17 protein-coding genes are annotated in these 19494 nt (G+C 69.0%); 8 read left to right on the top strand and 9 right to left on the bottom strand.

Annotated features, from left to right (window positions below; all coding sequences use genetic code 11):
• Positions 1-11: 11 nt before the first annotated feature.
• The gene (locus IE195_RS03955; RefSeq protein ID WP_191267960.1) at positions 12-1097 is read right to left on the bottom strand and encodes an inositol-3-phosphate synthase; all 1086 of its coding nucleotides are present in this window, start codon (positions 1095-1097) and stop codon (positions 12-14) included.
• Between the two features lie 862 nt (positions 1098-1959).
• Between IE195_RS03955 and IE195_RS03950 the strand changes: the two genes are divergently transcribed.
• The 6 genes from IE195_RS03950 to IE195_RS03925 all read left to right on the top strand — a co-directional run bounded on the left by IE195_RS03950 (position 1960) and on the right by IE195_RS03925 (position 7882).
• Positions 1960-4803: a transglycosylase domain-containing protein gene (locus tag IE195_RS03950; protein ID WP_191267958.1), complete on the top strand. Its 2844-nt coding sequence runs from the start codon at positions 1960-1962 to the stop codon at positions 4801-4803.
• A 249-nt stretch (positions 4804-5052) separates the two neighbouring features.
• Positions 5053-5343, top strand: coding sequence for a 30S ribosomal protein S6 (gene rpsF / locus IE195_RS03945; RefSeq protein ID WP_191267956.1), 291 nt, complete (start codon positions 5053-5055; stop codon positions 5341-5343).
• A gap of 118 nt (positions 5344-5461) precedes the next feature.
• Positions 5462-6046: a single-stranded DNA-binding protein gene (locus IE195_RS03940; RefSeq protein WP_191267955.1), complete on the top strand. Its 585-nt coding sequence runs from the start codon at positions 5462-5464 to the stop codon at positions 6044-6046.
• 113 nt (positions 6047-6159) lie between these two features.
• Positions 6160-6396, top strand: a complete 237-nt coding sequence (rpsR, locus tag IE195_RS03935) for a 30S ribosomal protein S18 (RefSeq protein WP_013155832.1) — start codon at positions 6160-6162, stop codon at positions 6394-6396.
• 27 nt (positions 6397-6423) lie between these two features.
• Positions 6424-6870, top strand: a complete 447-nt coding sequence (rplI, locus tag IE195_RS03930; RefSeq protein ID WP_191267954.1) for a 50S ribosomal protein L9 — start codon at positions 6424-6426, stop codon at positions 6868-6870.
• Positions 6871-7048: 178 nt separating this feature from the next.
• On the top strand, positions 7049-7882 hold the full coding sequence (locus IE195_RS03925) for a peptidoglycan recognition protein family protein (RefSeq protein ID WP_191267953.1): 834 nt from the start codon (positions 7049-7051) through the stop codon (positions 7880-7882).
• Between the two features lie 107 nt (positions 7883-7989).
• Here the strand turns inward: IE195_RS03925 and IE195_RS03920 are convergent, their stop codons facing one another.
• Positions 7990-9339 carry an MATE family efflux transporter gene (locus tag IE195_RS03920; RefSeq protein ID WP_191267952.1) on the bottom strand — a complete coding sequence of 450 codons (1350 nt, stop codon included), beginning with the start codon at positions 9337-9339 and terminating at the stop codon, positions 7990-7992.
• Positions 9340-9686: 347 nt separating this feature from the next.
• Between IE195_RS03920 and dnaB the strand changes: the two genes are divergently transcribed.
• A complete protein-coding gene (gene dnaB / locus IE195_RS03915; protein ID WP_191267951.1) occupies positions 9687-12284 on the top strand; it encodes a replicative DNA helicase in 2598 nt (865 codons plus the stop codon).
• Here dnaB and IE195_RS03910 read toward each other — a convergent pair.
• Positions 12251-12736, bottom strand: coding sequence for a MarR family winged helix-turn-helix transcriptional regulator (locus tag IE195_RS03910; RefSeq protein WP_191267950.1), 486 nt, complete (start codon positions 12734-12736; stop codon positions 12251-12253). The genes dnaB and IE195_RS03910 overlap by 34 nt on opposite strands.
• 113 nt (positions 12737-12849) lie before the next feature.
• On the opposite strand from IE195_RS03910, the gene IE195_RS03905 reads away from it, so the two are divergent.
• Positions 12850-14319, top strand: coding sequence for an MFS transporter (locus IE195_RS03905; protein ID WP_191267949.1), 1470 nt, complete (start codon positions 12850-12852; stop codon positions 14317-14319).
• A 127-nt stretch (positions 14320-14446) separates the two neighbouring features.
• Here IE195_RS03905 and abc-f read toward each other — a convergent pair whose 3' ends face one another.
• From abc-f to upp, 6 genes are all read right to left on the bottom strand, one after another.
• On the bottom strand, positions 14447-16129 hold the full coding sequence (abc-f, locus tag IE195_RS03900) for a ribosomal protection-like ABC-F family protein (protein ID WP_191267948.1): 1683 nt from the start codon (positions 16127-16129) through the stop codon (positions 14447-14449).
• A 487-nt stretch (positions 16130-16616) separates the two neighbouring features.
• Positions 16617-16847 carry a hypothetical protein gene (locus IE195_RS03895; protein ID WP_191267947.1) on the bottom strand — a complete coding sequence of 77 codons (231 nt, stop codon included), beginning with the start codon at positions 16845-16847 and terminating at the stop codon, positions 16617-16619.
• Between the two features lie 229 nt (positions 16848-17076).
• Complete coding sequence (locus IE195_RS03890) at positions 17077-17586, bottom strand: PH domain-containing protein (RefSeq protein WP_191267946.1); 510 nt, start codon at positions 17584-17586, stop codon at positions 17077-17079.
• An 18-nt stretch (positions 17587-17604) separates the two neighbouring features.
• On the bottom strand, positions 17605-17769 hold the full coding sequence (locus IE195_RS03885; protein ID WP_017545737.1) for a hypothetical protein: 165 nt from the start codon (positions 17767-17769) through the stop codon (positions 17605-17607).
• A 383-nt stretch (positions 17770-18152) separates the two neighbouring features.
• Complete coding sequence (locus IE195_RS03880) at positions 18153-18395, bottom strand: hypothetical protein (RefSeq protein ID WP_191267945.1); 243 nt, start codon at positions 18393-18395, stop codon at positions 18153-18155.
• Positions 18396-18810: 415 nt separating this feature from the next.
• The gene (gene upp, locus IE195_RS03875) at positions 18811-19464 is read right to left on the bottom strand and encodes a uracil phosphoribosyltransferase (RefSeq protein WP_191267944.1); all 654 of its coding nucleotides are present in this window, start codon (positions 19462-19464) and stop codon (positions 18811-18813) included.
• Positions 19465-19494 lie beyond the last annotated feature (30 nt).

Here is a 19494-nt window from a genome sequence, read left to right as displayed (position 1 = left end):
TCCGGTGGGGGTCAGCCCTGGGCGTCGTGCTCGGGCGAGATGAACTGCTCGACCTTCTCGTGCGCCTCGGCGTCGCTGTACTGCACGGGCGGCGACTTCATGAAGTAGGAGGAGGGCTCCAGGATCGGACCGCCGATCCCGCGGTCCTTGGCGATCTTCGCGGCGCGGACCGCGTCGATGATGATGCCCGCGGAGTTCGGGGAGTCCCAGACCTCCAGTTTGTACTCCAGGTTCAGCGGGACGTCACCGAAGGCGCGGCCCTCCAGGCGGATGTACGCCCACTTGCGGTCGTCGAGCCACGGCACGTGGTCCGACGGGCCGATGTGCACCGCGCCGGCGTTGAGCTCGTGCGGGATCTGGGAGGTGACCGACTGGGTCTTGGAGACCTTCTTGGACTCCAGGCGCTCGCGCTCCAACATGTTCTTGAAGTCCATGTTGCCGCCGAAGTTCAGCTGGTAGGTGCGGTCCACGACCACGCCCCGGTCCTCGAACAGCTTGGACAGCACCCGGTGGGTGATGGTGGCGCCGATCTGGGACTTGATGTCGTCGCCGATGATCGGCACGCCCGCCCTGGTGAACTTCTCGGCCCACTCGGGGTCGGAGGCGATGAACACCGGGAGCGCGTTGACGAAGGCCACCCCGGCGTCGATGGCGCACTGCGCGTAGAACTTGTCCGCCTCCTCGGAACCCACCGGGAGGTAGGAGACGAGCACGTCGGCCTCGCTGGCCTTCAGCGCCGCGACCACGTCCACGGCGTCCTCGGGGGACTCCTGGATCGTCTCGCGGTAGTACTTGCCCAGACCGTCGTAGGTCGGGCCGCGCATGACGGTCACGCCGGTCGGCGGGACGTCACAGATCTTGATGGTGTTGTTCTCGCTCGCGACGATGGCGTCGGCCAGGTCGTGCCCGACCTTCTTGTCGTCCACGTCGAAGGCGGCGACGAACTCGACGTCGCTCACGTGGTACGGGCCGAACTGGACATGCATCAGGCCGGGCACCCGGGACTCCGGGTTGGCGTCCTTGTAGTAGTGCACACCCTGGACGAGCGACGCCGCACAGTTGCCGACGCCCACGACGGCTACACGTACCGAACCCATTGGTCCTTGCTCCTTCTTCTTCGCGAACATGGATGCCACAGCGCACGGCGACGGGCCCGCGCCGACGGCGGTCCGGGGCTCGTCATCCTGCGTTCGTATTCCGTATGTGGTCAGCAGCGCGCACCGTGGTTCTGTTCCCCCTCAAGGCCGTCGACTACGGGGGAGAACTATGCATGTCTGGCTGGTTTGTTCTGCTATGACTCTATCTTCGCTTCATGGTGAGCACGTATGCGGTCAGTACCACCGAAGGGCATGTGACCGGGAGTGACGGCGGTGGGCGAGGGGCGGGTGACACCTGCGCGCTCAATGTCACACACACGTCACCGAACAGGGAGAACGCGGCGCTTCGACTTCCCGGTGATCGCGCTCACATGATTGGCCCCGCCGGCCACCGCGGAGCTGAACTGCGAGGACGGGCGTTTCCCGGCAGAGGGTGACCAGATCTTCCAAAGTGCGCGATACCCTCGCGCGTGGGTTGTGCTATACGGTTCGATCGCTCTAACGTGACCCTTGATTTGCGTGCGCAGCCGGTAGAGACCCCCGGACGAAGCCACCGCCGCGGCGGCGTCCACGTCGGCTCAGAGCACCGACGGGCCAGGGGTAGCGCTCCCGCAGGCCAACGATCAGGAGGAAGTAGCGGCCAACGTCTTCGCGGCCTGTTGAAAACCTTCGCCCGCAACTGGGCGTCTCTTTATCAAGCCTTGAACGACAGGCAACAGAGGTGGGAACAGGTCCACCGGCCCATGAGCCGTGCTGGTACACCACCACAGGTCGCGAATCACCGATCCCCCAGGGGGACCGTCCCCCGTTTCCGCCAAGGAATCGTCAGGCCGACCGGCCGTGAGAGGCAATCGAGGACCACGTGAGTACCGAACGACGACGTAGTGCCGACGGCGGCCGTCGCCGGGCCGAGGGCCCAGACGACGGCCCGCGCGGCAACGGCGGAAGGCGCAGGGCCGAGGGCCCTCCTCGGGAAGAGCGTGCGGGCGGCCGGCGCCGACCTGGTTCCGAGGAAGGTCTCCGGGGAGGCGACCAGCCCGCCCCGCGTTCCCGCAGGACCCGCCCCCCCGGCGCCGAGGCCCGTTCCGAGGGACGGCCGCGCCCGGAGGGCGGCCGGCGCCGCGCCGAGGGTGAGCGCCCGCGCCGCCCGGACGGCCAGCGCCCCCGGCGCCCCGAGGACGGGGAACGGCCGCGCCGCCGCCCGGACGGCCAGCGGCCTCGGCGGCCCGAGGACGGCGACCGACCCCGGCGTCGCCCCGACGACCCGCGTGCGGGCGGCCGCCGTCGTGCGGCCGGTCCCCGCGACCCCCGCGACCGTGAACACGGATCCCGGTCCGAGGGGCGCCGCGCCGGCGGCCGGGGCTCCCGTGCCGCCGCGGGCGCCGGAGGCCGTGGCGGCGGTGGCGGCGGTCGTCGGCGCCCCCGCCAGGACGAGCCGGACGACCGCCCCTGGTTCAAGCGCTTCCTGTCCAAGGCGTGGAAACCCGCACTGGCCTTCTGCGGCCTGATGATCATCGGCGGCGTGGCCGCCTTCGCGGTCCTCTATGCCATGGCCCCGGACGAGAAGGACCTGAAGGAGGACGCGGAGAAGACCGTCTCCGCCACCCAGATCTACTGGGCGGGGGAGGAGGGCGAGGAGGAGATCGCCCTCACCACCGGCGAGGTCAAGCGGGTGGCGGTCACCCGCGACGAGATCCCGGAGGAGGTCGTCAACGGTGTGCTCGCCGCCGAGCAGCGCACCTTCTACGAGGACCCGGGCATCAACATCATGGGTATCGGCCGCGCGGTGCTCTCCGGCGGTGACGCCGGCGGCGGTTCGACCATCACCCAGCAGATGGCCCGCAACTACTACAGCGACCTCCAGGGCGAGGAGCCGCTGACCCGCAAGATCCGCGAGATCTTCATCGCGATCAAGCTGAACCAGCAGGTCTCCCACGACGAGATCCTCACCACCTACCTCAACTCGATCTACTTCGGCCGCGGCGCCTCCGGTATCGAGATGGCCGCCCAGGAGTACTTCGGCAAGAGCGTGGGCGAGCTCGACGAGGCCGAGGGCGCCTTCCTGGGCATCATCATCCAGATGCCCAGCAACTTCGAGAACCCCGAGGAGGGCTCCTGGACGGAGACCTACCTCAACGAGGAGCGCTGGCCCTACGTCCAGGACCAGCTCGCCCTGATGTACGAGGAGACCGACGGCGAGCGCGGCCTGCCCCGGGACAAGGCCGAGAAGCTGGAGATCCCCGAACTCATCGACTACAACCCCGAGGCGGCGGCCGACGACCCCAAACTGGGGTACGTCCGCCAGGCCGTGATCAACGAGGTCGAGCGCCGTTACGAGGGGTCGAGCATCGACGGCGCCGACATCGCCACCGAGGGCCTGACGATCAAGACCTCGCTGGACCCGGCGCTGATGACCGCGGCCGAGGATGCCTTCGACGTCCTGCCCGACACCGCGGCCGAGGACACCATGCACGGCCTGACCGCGGTGGAACCGGACACGGGCCGGATCGTCGCCTTCAACGGGGGCCCCGACGTCTCCACGGTGATCAACAACTCCCTGGTCCACCAGGCCCAGGCGGGTTCGTCCTACAAGCCCTACGTGCTGGCCCGCGCGCTGATGGACGACATCGGCCTGCGCACCCAGCTCGACGGCGACACCGGACGGGAGTTCCCCGGCCTGGCCAGCCCGGTCAACAACTCCGGCCACGTCGACTACGGCGAGGTCGACCTGATCGACTCCACCCGGGACTCGGTGAACACCAGTTTCGTGGACCTGGCGATCCGGGTCGGTGAAGCCAGGGTCGACGAACTCGCGGTCCAGATGGGGGTGGACCCCGATCGCCAGACGACCTCCACCGTCGGTCCGCTCATCGCCCTGGGCACACACCAGGTGAACGCGCTCGACATGGCCAGCGGCTACGCGACCTTCGCCGCCGAGGGGCGCCACTTCCCGGCCCACATGGTCACCGAGGTCAGGACGGCCGACGGCACGGTGATCGACCCGGACGACAAGGACGAGCTGGAGAAGGGTGCCGAGGTCCTCACCCAGGCCGTCGCGGCCGACGCCACCCACGCCATGCAGGAAGTGGTCCGCAACGGCGGCGGCAACAGGGCGGCCCTGAGTGACGGGCGCCCGGTGGCGGGCAAGACCGGTACCTCCACCGACGCGGTCTCGGCCTGGTTCGTGGGCTACACGCCGCAGCTCTCCACCGCGGTGGGGCTGAGCCGCTTCGGGGGCGATCCGTTGGACTTCGGCCCCGAGGTCGGTGACGTCTACGGCGGTACCACCTCCGCGAAGGTCTGGAAGGCCTTCATGGAGGTCGCCATGGAGGGCAAGGAACAGCAGCAGTTCCCGGCGGCCCAGTGGGTGGGCGAGGACCAGCGCTTCCTGCCGACCCCCACCCCGAGCGAGTCGCCCGAGGCGGAGGAGTCGGAGGAGCCGGTCGAGGAGGAGAGCGAGGAGCCCACCGAACCGGAGTGCGATCCCATGCAGCAGGAGTGCGACCAGGAGTCGCCGCCGGAGGAGTGCCCCATCTTCGATCCGAACTGCGATAACGAGGAGAGCCCCGAGCCGCCGGACGAGTGCGACGGTTGGGACCGACCCGACCACTGCGACGAGGAGGAGCCCGAGGTTCCCGGCCAGCCCGGGGGCGAGCAGCAGGGCGGTGACAACGGAAACAACAGCCTGATCAGGCCGAGGGACTGATCGGGCGCGGTTCCTCCGGGGGCCGGCGTGCGGAGGGGTCTCCCTCCGCTCGCCGGCCCCCGGCTCTGTGCTCGGCCGCATCCACAGCCCAGCACCGGTGGTGCGCCGCTGCTGGTAGCCTTGGCTCCCGTATGGCTCAGAGCCCGAGTGGCACGCCCCGGCCCGACCGGGGCGGCGTAGTCCCGGGCTCCTGCCCTCCTGCCATGGAGATTCCATGGCCGCAACAGTCCAGAGGAGGAACGTACGCCTATGCGTCGTTACGAAATCATGGTCATCCTCGACCCGAACCTCGACGAGCGCACCGTCGCTCCGTCGCTGGAGAACTTCCTGGGCGTCGTCCGCAACGACGGCGGTTCGGTCGAGAAGACGGAGATCTGGGGCAAGCGTCGTCTCGCCTACGACATCAACAAGAACTCCGAGGGCATCTACGCGGTCATCGACCTGACCGCCAAGCCCGAGACGGTCAAGGAGCTCGACCGCCAGTTCGGCATCGCCGAGGCCGTGCTCCGCACCAAGGTTCTGCGTCCCGAGGTTCACTAGGCAGCCCGCTGCCCCGACCCCCTGACCCCGCGCATCCGATTCTGTCCCCAGGGACGTGGATGATACGGGGCACAGGCGAAACCGCCTGATCCGAACTATCTCGAACCGGAGCCGATCCATGGCAGGCGAAACCCAGATCACGCTCGTCGGCAACCTCGTCGACGACCCTGAACTGCGCTTCACGCCCAGTGGAGCCGCGGTCGCCAACTTCCGTGTGGCCTCGACGCCCCGTACCTTCGACAAGCAGGCAGGGGAGTGGAAGGACGGCGAGTCCATGTTCCTCACCTGCACCGTTTGGCGGCAGTACGCGGAGAACGTGGCCGAGAGCCTTCAGCGCGGCATGCGCGTCATCGTGCAGGGCCGTCTGAAGCAGCGGTCCTTCGAGACCCGCGAGGGTGAGAAGCGGACCGTCTTCGAGATCGACGTCGACGAGGTCGGCCCGGCTCTGCGCAGCGCCACCGCCAAGGTGACGAAGACGCAGCGCCAGGGCGGCGGGTTCGGCGGTCAGCAGGGCGGTTTCGGTGGCGGCCAGCCCCAGGGCGGACAGCCCCAGGGCGGCGGCTACGGGAACCAGGGCGGCGGCTTCGGCGGCCCGCAGGGCGGCCGCGGCGGTGCCCCGGCCGACGACCCGTGGGCGACCAACGGCGGTGGCGGCGGCTTCGGTGGCGGCGGCGGAGGTTTCTCCGACGAGCCCCCGTTCTAGACGGCGCCCACCCCGCGTAACACCCGGCCCGGCCCCTCGGGGCCGAGCCACCTTATCCCTTGTCCCAGCCCATCCCCGGGAGGACCCCGGGGCTCTTGCGAAGGAGCACCACGATGGCTAAGCCGGCAGCGCGCAAGCCCAAGAAGAAGGTTTGCCTCTTCTGCCAGGAGAAGCAGTCCTACATCGACTACAAGGACACCACGCTTCTCCGTAAGTTCATCTCCGAGCGCGGCAAGATCCGTGCCCGTCGGGTGACCGGCAACTGCACCCAGCACCAGCGCGACGTCGCGACCGCGATCAAGAACGCGCGCGAGGTGGCCCTGCTGCCCTACACCAGCACCGCTCGCTAGCGGCGATATCCGAGGGAGGTTTTTGTCGTGAAGCTGATTTTGACCCACGAGGTCAACGGTCTCGGAGCCCCCGGCGATGTCGTCGAGGTGAAGAACGGTTACGGTCGCAACTACCTGCTGCCCCGCGGGTTCGCCATTCGGTGGACCCGTGGCGGTCAGAAGCAGATCGACCTGATCCAGCGTGCCCGCAAGGCGCGTGACATCCGCACCCTGGACGAGGCCCAGCAGGTCGCCGGCCGGGTCGGTGCCCTGAACGTGCGCCTCAAGCAGCGCGCGGGCCAGGGTGGTCGTCTGTTCGGTTCGGTCACGCCCGCGGACGTCGTCGAGGCCGTCAAGGCCGTCGGCGGTCCCGAGCTGGACAAGCGCCGGATCGAGATCAAGAACCCGATCAAGTCCGTCGGCGACTACAAGGTCCAGGTCCGCCTGCACCCCGAGGTCTCCGCGACGATCAAGCTGGAGATCGTCGGCGCCTAGCAGGCGTTGACCGTCCCGGTTCCAGGCCCCGTCCCTCCTCTGGAGGGGCGGGGCCTGCTGCGTCGGCGGAACACGCCCGGGCTGCGAAAACAACCCTTTGATTACTCTTTGTAACTTAACGTGTTCTCTGTGTCGCGTCGCGTCCCGCGGCGCTCCGCACGGAGAGGACAGCATACCGATGGCCGTTGAGAGACGACCCGAGACCGACCGCCCCGGGGCGGTCGACCGCAGGACGATGCTGCGAGGAACCGCTCTGGCCGCCGGAGGAGTGCTCCTCGGCGGCGCACTGGGGGTGTCAGCGGCAGCACCGGCCGCCGCCGCCGCGATACCCAAGGTCTACACCCGGTCGGACTGGGGGGCGCGTGCGCCCAAGAGGGCGGTTCAGGTACTGGGTCAGGGGCCGACCCACATCGTCGTCCACCACACCGCGACCGGGAACGCGTCGGACACCTCCACCAGCCACGCCGCCGCGCTGTCCCGGTCCATCCAGCGCTACCACATGGACCACAACGGGTGGAACGACACCGGGCAGCAACTGACGATCAGCCGCGGCGGCCACATCATGGAGGGGCGGGACAGGACGCTCCAGGCGATCCGGGACGGCGGCCACGTCCTGGGGGCGCACACCGCGAACCACAACTCGCACACGGTCGGGATCGAGAACGAGGGCACCTACACCTCGGTGAGCCCGCCCGGCGCACTCATGTCCTCCCTGGTCGACACCTGCGCGTGGTTGTGCCTCGTGTACCGGCTCGACCCGCAGGAGGCGATCGTGGGACACCGCGACTACAACGCCACCAACTGCCCGGGTGACAAGCTCTACTCGATGCTGCCCGAGCTGCGCGACGACGTGGGGACCAGGCTGCGCGAACAGCTCCGGCACCTCAGCAGGCACGTCGGGCAGGAACTGACCCTGGAAGAGCTGCCGACCTACCCGGCCGCCCCGCGGTCCGAACGTGTGGCGACCTTCTACCACGGTCCCGCCATCGGGGAACTCGACACGACCACCTGACCGAAGACCCCCCCGGAACCGTCCCTGCTCCCCGCCGCAGGGGCGGTTTCGTGTTTGCTGTGTTTGCCCTGGGCCTCCGCTGGCGCTTCGGTCCGTGTTCGGGCGCCTCAGGGCCTGGTCGCTCCGGTGACCAGCCAGGCCTCGCCCCTGGCGCGCAGGCCGAGGGTGACGGCGCGGGCGAGGATCCACACGGAGAACGCGGTCCACAGCCCCACCAGCCCCCACACGTCGGAGACGGCGAGCCGTGGGAGGACCAGGGCGAACGGCAGGAAGGCGAGCATCGTCCACAGGGAGGCCCAGGCCAGGTACCGCTGGTCGCCGGCGCCCATGAGGACGCCGTCCAGCACCATGGTCACCCCGCTGAGCGGCTGCATCAGCGCCACCACCACGAGGGAGACCGTGATCAGCGCGGCCACCTGCGGGTCCGAGGTGAAGGGAACATGGGCCCAGGGCAGCACCAGGAACACCAGGACGGTGAAGACCAGGCCCGACATCACGCCCCACTCGACCATGCGCCGGGTGGAGTCCCTGGTGCCCCGGACGTCTCCGGCGCCGAGGTAGCGCCCCACGATCGACTGCCCGGCGATGGCGATGGCGTCCATCGCGAAAACCAGCAGGGCCCAGATGTTGTAACTGACCTGGTGCGCGGCGATCGACTCGTCGCCGAGCCGGGCGGCGACGGCGGTCGTCACCAGTGCCACCACACGCATGGACACACTGCGCAGGAACAGCGCGAAACCCGCCGACGCGGAGGTGCGCAGGCCCGACGCGGTCGGCAGGAGGGAGACCCCCCTGCTCCGTGCCGACCGGGCGATGGCGGCCGTGTACCAGAACGCGCCGGCCCCCTGCGCGATCACCGTCGACCACGCCGAACCGGCGATTCCCCAGTCGAACGCGAACACGAGGACCGCGCACAGCGCGGCGTTCCCGGCGTAGGAGGCGACCGCGACCACCAGCGGGGTCCGTGCGTCCTGGAGGCCGCGCAGCACCCCGGTCCCGGCCATCACGACCAGGAGGAAGGGGGTGCTCAGCAGGCTGATCCGGAGGTAGGTGAGGGCGTACGGCGCGACCTCGGGGGAGGCGCCCAGGAGGTCGACCATCCACGGGCCCAGCGGCCAGCCGATCCCGATCGCGGCGATTCCCAGCAGGAGGGCGAGCCAGAGGCCGTGCACCCCGTCCCGGATGCCGCCGGGGATGTCGCCCGCACCGAACTTGCGGGCCACCGCTGCGGTGGTCCCGTAGGCGAGGAAGATGCACACCGCGGCCAGGGTCAGCAGGACCTGGCCGGCGACCCCGAGCCCGCCCAGCGCCTGGGTGCCCAGGCTGCCGACGATCGCGGCGTCGGTGAGCAGGAAGAGCGGTTCGGCGATGAGCGCGAAGAACGTGGGGACGGCGAGGGCGAAGATCTCGCGGTCGTGGCGGTGCCGGAAGGGGGCAGCCGAGAGGAGTGTGGCCATGACGGAGCCACATTACCGGACAGGCGTTCGACCCTCCCTGTGGGTTTTTCCACAGGGCCGCCGAAGCCTGTGGATAACCTGTGGAAAGCCACCCTGTGAGACATCTTGCACGTCCCGCCCATGGTCCATGTTTTCGCAGTTCAGGTGGGCTGCTGATGGTTCGCGGCAAAGTTATCCACAGGTGATGTGCATAACCTGTGCGCGCAATGCCGCACATGGCTCCGGATGTGGTGGTAGAGGACTGTCTACAGGCGTGCCGGGCGGCGTCCCCGGCGTCCGGGATGGGGCATCCTGGAAGGGTCGGTCCGACCCGGGCCGACGCACGCGGCCGGTGTGGGGAGAAGTTCGTGAGCGTCGCTGGGCAACCACCTGAAGAAGGCGGATACGAGCGCACCCCACCCCATGACATCCAGGCCGAGCAGAGCGTCCTCGGCGGCATGCTGCTGTCCAAGGACGCCATCACCCAGGTCGTCGAGATCATCCGCTCAGCGGACTTCTACCGGCCCGCGCACCAGATCATCTACGACAGCGTGGTCGACCTCTTCTCCCGGGGCGAACCCGTCGACGCCATCTCCGTCAACGCGGAGCTGACCAAGCGCGGCGAGGCCACCCGGGTCGGCGGGGCGCCGTACCTGCACACCCTCACCGAGGCGATCCCCACCGCGGCCAACGCGGGCTACTACGCCAAGATCGTCTCGGACCGCGCCGTCCTGCGCCGCCTGGTCGAGGTCGGCACGCGGATCGCGCAGATCGGCTACGCGGGGGACGGAGAGGTCGACGACCTCGTCGACCACGCCCAGGCCGAGATCTACCGGGTCGCGGAGAAGCGCACGGGCGAGGACTACGTGGTCCTCGGCGACATCATGCCGGGCGCCCTGGACGAGATCGAGGCCATCGGCGCCAACGACGGCAGCATGACCGGTGTCCCCACCGGCTTCGCCGACTTCGACGCCCTCACCAACGGCCTGCACCCCGGGCAGATGGTCATCATCGCCGCCAGGCCGGCCGTGGGAAAGGCCTTGGCCCTGGACACGCCTCTGCCGACCCCGGGTGGGTGGACCACGATGGGTGAGGTCCGGGTCGGCGACGAGCTCATCGCAGCCGACGGCAGTCCCACCCGTGTTGTCGCTGCGACGGACGTGATGCGGGACCGGCCCTGCTACGAGGTCACGTTCGACGACGGCACCGTGGTGGTCGCGGACGCCCAACACCAGTGGCTGACCGACACGCGGGCCACACGTCGAGCGGCGCAGGAGGCACGGGCCGGGGGAACCGCCCCCAAGGTTCTGCCAGGTGTCCGAACCACGGCGGAGATCGCTCGCACAGTGCGCCTGAAGACCGCTGACCGTAGGCTGAACCACTCGGTGAACAACACCGGACCTCTGGATCTGCCTGAACGGGAACTGCTTCTGCCGCCCTATTTCCTGGGTATGTGGCTGGGCGATGGTGCCTCTCAAGCAGCACGGATCACCACCAACGACCTGGAGGTCCTCGGGAACATCGAGGCAGAAGGGCTGGTGACCAAACCGGTCGGCCGGACGAAGGGGGCCTACGGCGTCTTCCTCCCGACCGAGGAGACCGAGACCGCAGAGAAGACCTGCGTCGTCTGCGGGGCCGGTTTCACTCCGAAACTGCCGCATGTACGTACTTGCGGGCAGTCCTGCGGAAGCAAGGCCCGTTTCATGTCCGAGCCGGTTCCGCACACCAGTTGCCCCGACTGCGGTCGACCCCGTTTCTCCAGATCCCGGTGTCGTCAGTGCACCGATGATCATGGGAGCGTCCAGGCGCTGCTGCGGACCCTGGGTGTCCTGGGAAACAAACACATCCCCACCGACTATCTGCGATCCTCGGTCGCTCAGCGGCGAGCACTTCTCGCCGGTCTTCTGGACAGCGACGGAACCGTCAACACGAGCGGGTCCGTGCAGTTCGCCGTCACCAACAAGCGCCTGGCGATGGATTTCCGGGAGCTCGCGCACAGCCTGGGGTACCGCACCGGTCTGTCGACCAAGAGGGTCGAGGGGCGGACCGAGGAGAGCTCCACCTGTTACACGATGACCTTCGGATCCGAGCGGGAGGTCTTCGGGATCGAACGCAAGAAGGCTGCGCACCGTGAACGATCCGAGGGGCGTTCCCACGCGCGAACCGGGTCGAGGTTCATCACCGACGTGCGCCTGGTCGACAGTGTTCCTGTGCGGTGTGTCCAGGTCGATCACCCGGATCACCTCTTCCTCGCCACGCGGTCGATGGTGCCCACCCACAACTCCACGTTGGCCCTGGACTTCGCGCGTGCCGCGTCCATCAAGAACGAGATGACGTCCGTTTTCTTCAGCCTGGAGATGGGGCGCAACGAGATCGTCATGCGCCTGCTCTCGGCGGAGGCGCGGGTGCCGCTGCACACCATGCGTTCGGGCCTGATGACCGACGAGGACTGGGCGCGGCTGGCCAGACGGATGGGTGAGGTGGCCAGTGCGCCCCTGTTCATCGACGACTCCCCGAACATGTCGATGATGGAGATCCGGGCCAAGTGCCGCCGCCTCAAGCAGCAGCACGACCTCAAGCTGGTGATCGTCGACTACCTCCAGCTGATGAGCTCGCCCGGCCGGGTGGAGAGCCGTCAGCAGGAGGTCTCGGAGATGTCGCGTTCGCTGAAGCTGTTGGCCAAGGAGTTGGAGGTGCCCGTGGTGGCGCTGTCCCAGCTCAACCGTGGCCCGGAACAGCGCACTGACAAACGCCCACAGGTGTCGGATCTTCGCGAGTCGGGCAGTATCGAGCAGGACGCGGACATGGTCATCCTGCTCTACCGCGAGGACGTGCACGACAAGGAGTCCCCGCGCGCGGGCGAGGCCGACATCATCGTGGCCAAGCACCGTAACGGCCCGACCGCCGACGTGACCGTCGCCTTCCAGGGCCACTACAGCCGATTCGTCGACATGGCGCCAGGTTGATTCGTCGACACGGCGTCGGGCCCGGTCGCGGGACGGGGGAGGAGCTCTGCGAGCGGTGGGTGTTCGCGGGTCGCCTCCTCCAGGGTCCGGGCGAGGGTGGTCGAGGCCCGGGAGTGGACGCGGTGTCCCTCGTCGGTGAGCCTGAGCTGGAAGGCGCGGCCGTCACCGGCCACGCGTTCGCGGTCGACCAGTCCCTGGTCCTGCATCTGGGTGACCAGGCGGGAGATGCGGGGCTGTGAGCGGCCGACCGCCCGGCACACCTCTGACAGGGGTGTCCAGCCGGGGTGCCCGATCAGGTGGGCCATGATCTCGTAGGCGCTCAGGCAGAGGGAGTGCTGTTCGCCGAGTTTGGCCTCGACGCGGGCGCTGACCGCCTCGACGGGGCGGGCGATGCCGAGCCAGGCTTCGAGGGCGCGGTGGGCCGCCGCCTCGGTTGCGCGGGGTGCAGTCACTGGTTCTCCTCTCTCCCGCCCCTATTGTATGCCCGGGCATGTACTCTGTCGGTCGAAACAATATGCGCGAGCATATAAATCACGCTTCGCCCCCGTCGGGAAAGGTCCGCACGATGACCGACAGAACCCCTTCGCAAGCCGCACCGCTCCCGCCCGACCCGGTGACGGCCAGAGCCTCCTGGTCAGCCCTGGCGATCGTCGGCATCGCGCAGATGCTCGTCATGCTCGACTCGACGATCGTCAACGTCGCGCTCCCGTCGATCGGCCGCGACCTCCGGGCCGGGACCACCGCCCTGCAGTGGACGATCAGCGGTTACCTCCTCACCTACGGCGCGCTGCTGTTGTTCGGCGGTCGTCTGGCCGACGCCCTCGGGCGGCGCAGGGCACTGCTCCTCGGACTCGTCCTGTTCGGTGCGGCCTCGCTGGTCTGTGGAGTCGCCGCCACGGAAGCCGTTCTCGTCGCGGCCCGCCTCTGCCAGGGGGCCGGGGCCGCGGTGCTCTCGGCCTCGGCGCTCTCCGTCATCGTCTCCGTCTACGGCCGTGTGCCGGCCCAGCTCAACACGGCCCTGGCGGTGTGGAGCGGTCTGGGCGTCATCGGCGCGGTGCTCGGTGTGGTCCTGGGCGGGGTCGTCGTCGAGTACCTGTCCTGGCGGTGGGCGTTCCTGGTGAACATCCCCGTGGTCGTCGCGGTGGTCGCCGCCTCGTTCACCTGGCTCGCTCCGATGCCCGGGGCGGCGGGGACCAGGCTGCGCCTGCCCGCGGCGGCCGCCGCCACGCTCGGGACCGGGATGCTGTGCTTCGGGCTCATCGAACTCCAGGAGGGCCTGAGCCGACCGTGGCCGTGGGCCGCGCTCGCCTCCTCCGCCGTGCTCCTCACCCTGCTGCTCCGACACCAGGACCGCAGTGCGGACCCGCTGCTGCCGGTGTTCCTCCTGCGCACCCCGGCCTACGCCTGGGCCGGGCTCGGTCTGCTGCTGGCCGCGACGCTCATGCTGGGAGCGCTGTACCTGTCCAGCAACCACCTCCAGGCGGTCCACCGGATGTCCCCGCTGGAGACCGGGTTCGCGCTGTTGCCGCTCTGTCTGGGGTCTCTCGTCTCGGCGTTCGCGGTCCCCGGCCTCGCGGCTCGGATCGGGATGACCCGGGTCCACCTGGCCGGGGTCCTCGTTCAGGCGGCCTCGATCGCGGTGATCCTCGCCGGGACCGCTTCGGGAACCGGTGGGGCCGCCGTGGTGATCGCCGCGCTGGCGGTGTTCGGGCTGGGTCTGCCGACGATGTTCGTGCCGCTGTACACCTTCGGTTCGGCCCCGATCCCGGTCACGCACGCCGGGGTCGGTTCGGGGCTGCTCAACACCTTCAACGAGTCCGGAGCCGGGGTCGGGCTGGCGGTCGTCGCCCCGGTCTCGGCCGCCGCAGCGGCGGTCGGCCTGGATAACGGTGATTCCGCGCCGACGGCCGCGGCGGCCGGCACCCATGCCGGATTCTGGGTTCTGGCCGCGGTCTCGCTGCTGGCCGGGGTCGTTGCGCTCGCCCTGGGGCGCACCGCCGCGGGCCCGGGCCGGTCCAGCGGGGCGCCCCGGTGAACGGGGTCCGGTGAACCGCGGCCCATGAGTACGGGGCGTGACCAGCATGGTCACGCCCCGTTGTATCGGTCAATCCATAAGTCGACTTATGTGCGAACCAAAATGTCGACAAAGCGATACGTCGACTTCACGCGCGGCCGGAGTCGCCGATCAGGGCTCCGTCGTGCAGTTCGAGGCGGCGGCCGCGGAAGCGCTCGCGCATCAGCCGGTCGTGCGTCACCAGGACCAGGGCGCCCGTGTACCCGGCCAGCGCCTCCTCCAGTTCCTCCACAAGCCCGGGGGAGAGGTGGTTGGTCGGTTCGTCCAACAGCAGCAGGTCGTGTGCGCCCGAGGTCAGCCGGGCCACCTCGATCCGGCGGCGCTGGCCCACGGACAGCGAGCCCACCTCCTGGTCGAGTTCTCCGGGCCGGAACAGGCCGAGCGAGGCCAGTTCCTCCCGGTACTCCTCCGGGTCCCCCGGCCTTCCGGCCGCGTAGGCCCGGAGTACGGTCCGCCCCGGGGCGATCCGGGCGTCCTCCTGGCGCAGCAGGCCGATCCGGTCCGGTAGGGCGACCCGGCCGGTGTCCGGGGCCAGCTCCCCGGACAGGACCCGGACCAGGGTGGTCTTCCCGGCTCCGTTCGGTCCGGTGATCAGCACCTGTTCACCGGGCGCCAGGGACAGGGCACCGATGTCCAGCCTGTGGTCGACGCGGACCCGCTCCAGTTCGGCGATCGGGGCGGACGCCTCCGGGGACTCCTCCTCAGTGCGGGGACCGGTGAACTCGCCGGCCATCCGGAGCGGTACCGGCGGCGGCGCCACCGGGTTCTCGGTGAGTCGTTCCACCCTCTCCTTGGCGTTGCGGATCCGGCCCATGGCACCGTGGGCGGCACCGCGCATCCGGAACGCGCCGTGCCCGAAGGCGGCCTTCTCCATCTTGCGCGGAATCGCCCGCAGCGCGGCGATGTGGTTGTCGGCCAGCCTCCGCTGTCTGGCCAGTTCCTGTTTCCACTCCTCGTACTCACGAACCCAGCGGGCTCGGGCCGCGGCCCTGGCGGCGAGGAAGCCGTCGTACCCGTTGCCGTGGCGCGTGATCCGGTGCGTGTCCGCGTCCACCTCCAGCACCGTGTCGGTCACCCCGGCCAGGAGGGCCCGGTCGTGGGTGACGGCGACGACGGTGCCCCGGTGCCGCCGGAGCCGGTCCTCCAACCAGGCGACCGCCCGGTCGTCCAGGTCGTTGGTGGGCTCGTCCAGCAGCAGGAGTTCGGGTGACGCGGCCAGCATCGCGGCCAGCGCCAGCCTCGAACGCTCCCCGCCGGACAGGGTGCGCAGCGGCCGGCCCCGGTCCAGGCCCGGCAGGCCCAGGCCGTACAGTCCGGCGTCGACGCGCGCGTCGACGCCGTAGCCGCCGTGCGCCTCGAACTCGGCGAGGAGGTCGCCGTAGGAGTCCAGTTCCTCCGGCGGGGCGGAGCCGAGGCGGGCCTCGGCCGAGTGGATCCGGGACTCCAGCTCGCGCAGGTCCCGGAGCGCGGCGTCGATCGCGTCGCCGACGGTTCCGTCCGGCACCCCGCCGGACACCCCCTCCAGGGTCTGGGGCAGATAGCCGACACCGTCGGCGGTCCGAACGGTGAGCTCTCCGTTGTCGGCTTCCTCCTCGCCCGCGAGCAGGCGCAGGAGGGTGCTCTTGCCGGACCCGTTGTCCCCGATCACGCCGACGCGTTCGCCCGGGCTGACGGTGAGGCTGACACGGTCGAGGACCGTGTGGTCCCCGTACCTTTTGCTGATCTCGCTGAGGGCGAGTTGGGATCGGTGTCGGAGTCGTGTACCGAGCATGGGGTTCTCCTGGTCCGTGTGGTACCGGTTCTTTTCGGTGCCGCGGATCGACCGGGAGAGCCCTGGGGTTTCGGATGTGCGAACACAGCTATGACAAGGACCGAAACAGGGGGGTACGAGGCTGTCCGTACACGACCGCGGTGTGCTGACGCCGACGGAGCCGCCCGGAACCGCGGTCGCGGTGGGGCTGCTCGGAACGCGGGCGTCCGGCGCGGGGTTACAGGAAGAAGTAGAGCCTCATGAATGAGACGATACGTCTCGTTTTATTGGGCGTCAACAGTGCCGGAGTGAGACGGGTGTCACTCGGAGTTCCCGCTGTCTGGCCCTTATGCGGACATCCGAAACAGCATTTATTGCCTTGCCGATTTGTCGACATAGCGATGAAGCAGCTTCGGAAAGTGACAGGGAGAGCCCTTCGCCGGGCATGGCGAAGGGCCGCCCGCGTGTTGCGGGCGGCCCTTCGTGTCGCGTCCGGTGGGGGCTGGGGCTAGAGCCAGCGCGCCTCGGGTCGGGTGCGTCCGTTGTCGTCGGTGACCAGGACCCAGTGCATGATCGGGTGCTCCGAAGTGGTCGTGTCGGCGTCCTCGCGCGGCTTCGGGACCAGCGCGGGTTCCGGGGCCAGGCCGGCCAGTCGGCGGCTCGTGGCGGCGGACCGGGTGCGCCGAGGGGTGGTCACGGAGCGAGTGAGGTGCGGCCCGGGTTCGGTGCTGCGTGCCATGAAGCCCTCCTCGTTTCCTCATCAGATGAGCTAAGTTAACCCTATGTTCACCTTCGAGTCAATCCGGTGCTGTTTGCCGACGTGGCTGGGCTGGGACTCGCGGGCCCTCCGGCCTCAAAAGTGAACGGAAGGTGAACGGGTCGGGAACCACTGCTGCCCCGAACGCGAAGAAGCACCCGCCACCTGGGCGGGTGCTCCCTGAGTGCTCGGGGCCGACGGTCCGGCCCGGCTACTCCTTGAAGATCAGTCCCACGACCTCGAGATAGAGCTGCTCGGGGTAGGGGATGAAGGCGATCCGGCTGAGGGCCTGGTCCTGACCGGCGGACTCCATCACGAAGGTTCCGTAGCCCAGGAAACGGCCGACCAGGGTTCGTTCGAACCGCATGTCGGTGACCTTGCCCAGCGGCATCATGTTCACCTGCCGGGTGATCAGTCCCGTGGTGAGCAGCAGTCGTGCCGACGTGATGACGAAGTAGTCGACCGACCACTCGGCGACCCGCCACACGAACCACACCAGCACGAGCAGCCAGAGCCACCAGATGACGGCCAGGGTCGCGGTGCTGTCGGCGCCCATGGTCCTGCTCAGGATCGCCGCGAACACCAGGGCCGCCAGGACCGCGCCCACCGGGCCGATCAGGACCGCTGGGTGCCGACGGATGGTCACGACGTCCTGCTCATGGGGCAGGAGATAGCGGTTGACTGACGCTGGAGCCGCATTGCTCGAGGCGACGAGCTTCATGACATCCGATCCATCCGGCTACGACAGCAGCGTGTTGACGAACCGGGACATCGACTCAGCGCCGCCCACCAGGAGATCCAGTCCGCTCTGGATCACGCCGGCCGCGCTTTCTGGTTGCGTGAGCAGATAAAAAGCCACGAAACCTATGAGCGCGTAACCGCCCCATTTCTTCAACTTCGCCACGACTGACTCCCCTTGGAATCCACCTGACCCACCAACCCAGCAGTGATTGTTCCATCGACCATCATGCCCGTAAAGCCTGGGGCGCACCCTCGGCGTGGCGGTATGTCGGACGTTCGGCTCTTGCGGGCTGTGTCCGGTTCCGGTGGTGTTGGTGACCCCGTGAATGGTGGTCCGGAAAAGGGGTGCCTTTCAGGTGCAGGTCAGAGGGGTGGAAGGGAGAAGGGGGAGCGCTCTGGTCCGGTGCGGCCGGGCTGGAGGCGGCTGCCGGGTTCCGACGGGAGGAGCGTCGATTCGGGACGGGAGACAGTGGGCAAGCCAGTTCTTTGCGTTCCGAAGCGGGAGGAAATGCAGGCCCGAAACCCGCCCGGAGCGAGTGCGGGCCCTCAGTGCTGTTCGGCGAAGGCCAGGGCCAGGACCTGGAGGTGCTGGCGGGCGATCCGCTCCACGAGGTCGGGGGTGGCCCGACCGGTCACGTCCTGGGCGCCGTGTCTGGCCGCGTCCACGCAGCGGGAGACGGTGGCGGAGTGGTGCACGCCGGAGAACTCCGAGGACAGGCGACTGATGACTGGACTGAAGTGGGGGTCGCGGTTGGCCTGGGTTGTCGAGGGGGAGGGGTTCTCGGGCATCTCACTCCTTAGGGCTGCGAGGGCGGAACAGCACGGCGCGTGTGCACTCGGGGTCTTTATGTAGCCACTGGAGGGTTGCCGGAGCGCCGCGCCGGAAACGGGCGGCGACGTTCGGGTATCAGTGGGCTGAGCCCCTTGTGGGGTGGTTTCGGTCTAGCGGGTGCACCCGGTTACGGGTGGTCAGGAACCATGATCACTCTAATCTGTTACGTTCCAATCTCGAAATGAATTCGGCTAATGCAATAACGTGTCGCCCGAAGCCGGGCGAGCGGGCTCGACCTGGGGGTACACCCGGGCACGCTGGGACCAGTGCCCGATTTTCGGGCGTTCATTCATCCCAAGCCGAAAAGAGCCGAAAAAGCGCCCAACCGGTGATCTGGTTGGGCGCGGACGCTCGCTGTCGCGGGGATCGGGGTCAGGCGCAGCCGTACAGCCGGTCGCCCGCGTCGCCCAGGCCCGGGAGGATGAAGCCGTTCTCGTTCAGGCGCTCGTCCACCGCGGCGGTCACGACGCGCAGCGTGGCCCCGTGGTTCTCGGGCAGGTTCTCGGTCAGCTTCTGCTCCACGGCGACCAGGCCCTCGGGCGCCACCAGCAGGCAGATCGCGGTGATGTGGTCGGCGCCGCGCTCGACGAGGAGCTTCAGCGCCGCGGCCAGGGTGCCGCCGGTGGCCAGCATCGGGTCCAGCACGTAGCACTGGCGGCCGGACAGGTCCTGCGGGAGGCGGTCGGCGTAGGTGGCGGGCTGGAGCGTCTCCTCGTCGCGCGCCATGCCGAGGAAGCCGACCTCCGCGGTGGGCAGCAGGCGGGTCATGCCGTCGAGCATGCCCAGGCCGGCGCGCAGGATCGGGACGACGAGCGGGGTGGGGCGCCTCAGCTGGGTGCCGGTGGTCTCCACGAGCGGGGTCTTGATGGTGACCTCTGTCACGCGGACGTCCCGCGTCGCCTCGTAGGCGAGCAGGGTGACCAGCTCGTCGGTCAACCGCCGGAAGGTGGGTGAGTCGGTCCGCACGTCGCGCAGGGTGGTCAGTTTGTGCGCGACCAAGGGGTGGTCGACGACCAGGGTTTCCAAAACGTTCTCCGGGTGAACTGGGGCAACATG

Source organism: Nocardiopsis terrae, assembly GCF_014651695.1.
In the GTDB taxonomy this organism is placed as follows: domain Bacteria; phylum Actinomycetota; class Actinomycetes; order Streptosporangiales; family Streptosporangiaceae; genus Nocardiopsis; species Nocardiopsis terrae.
The sequence above is the reverse complement of the archived record's forward strand: the minus strand, read 5'-3'. Positions and strand labels throughout refer to the sequence as shown.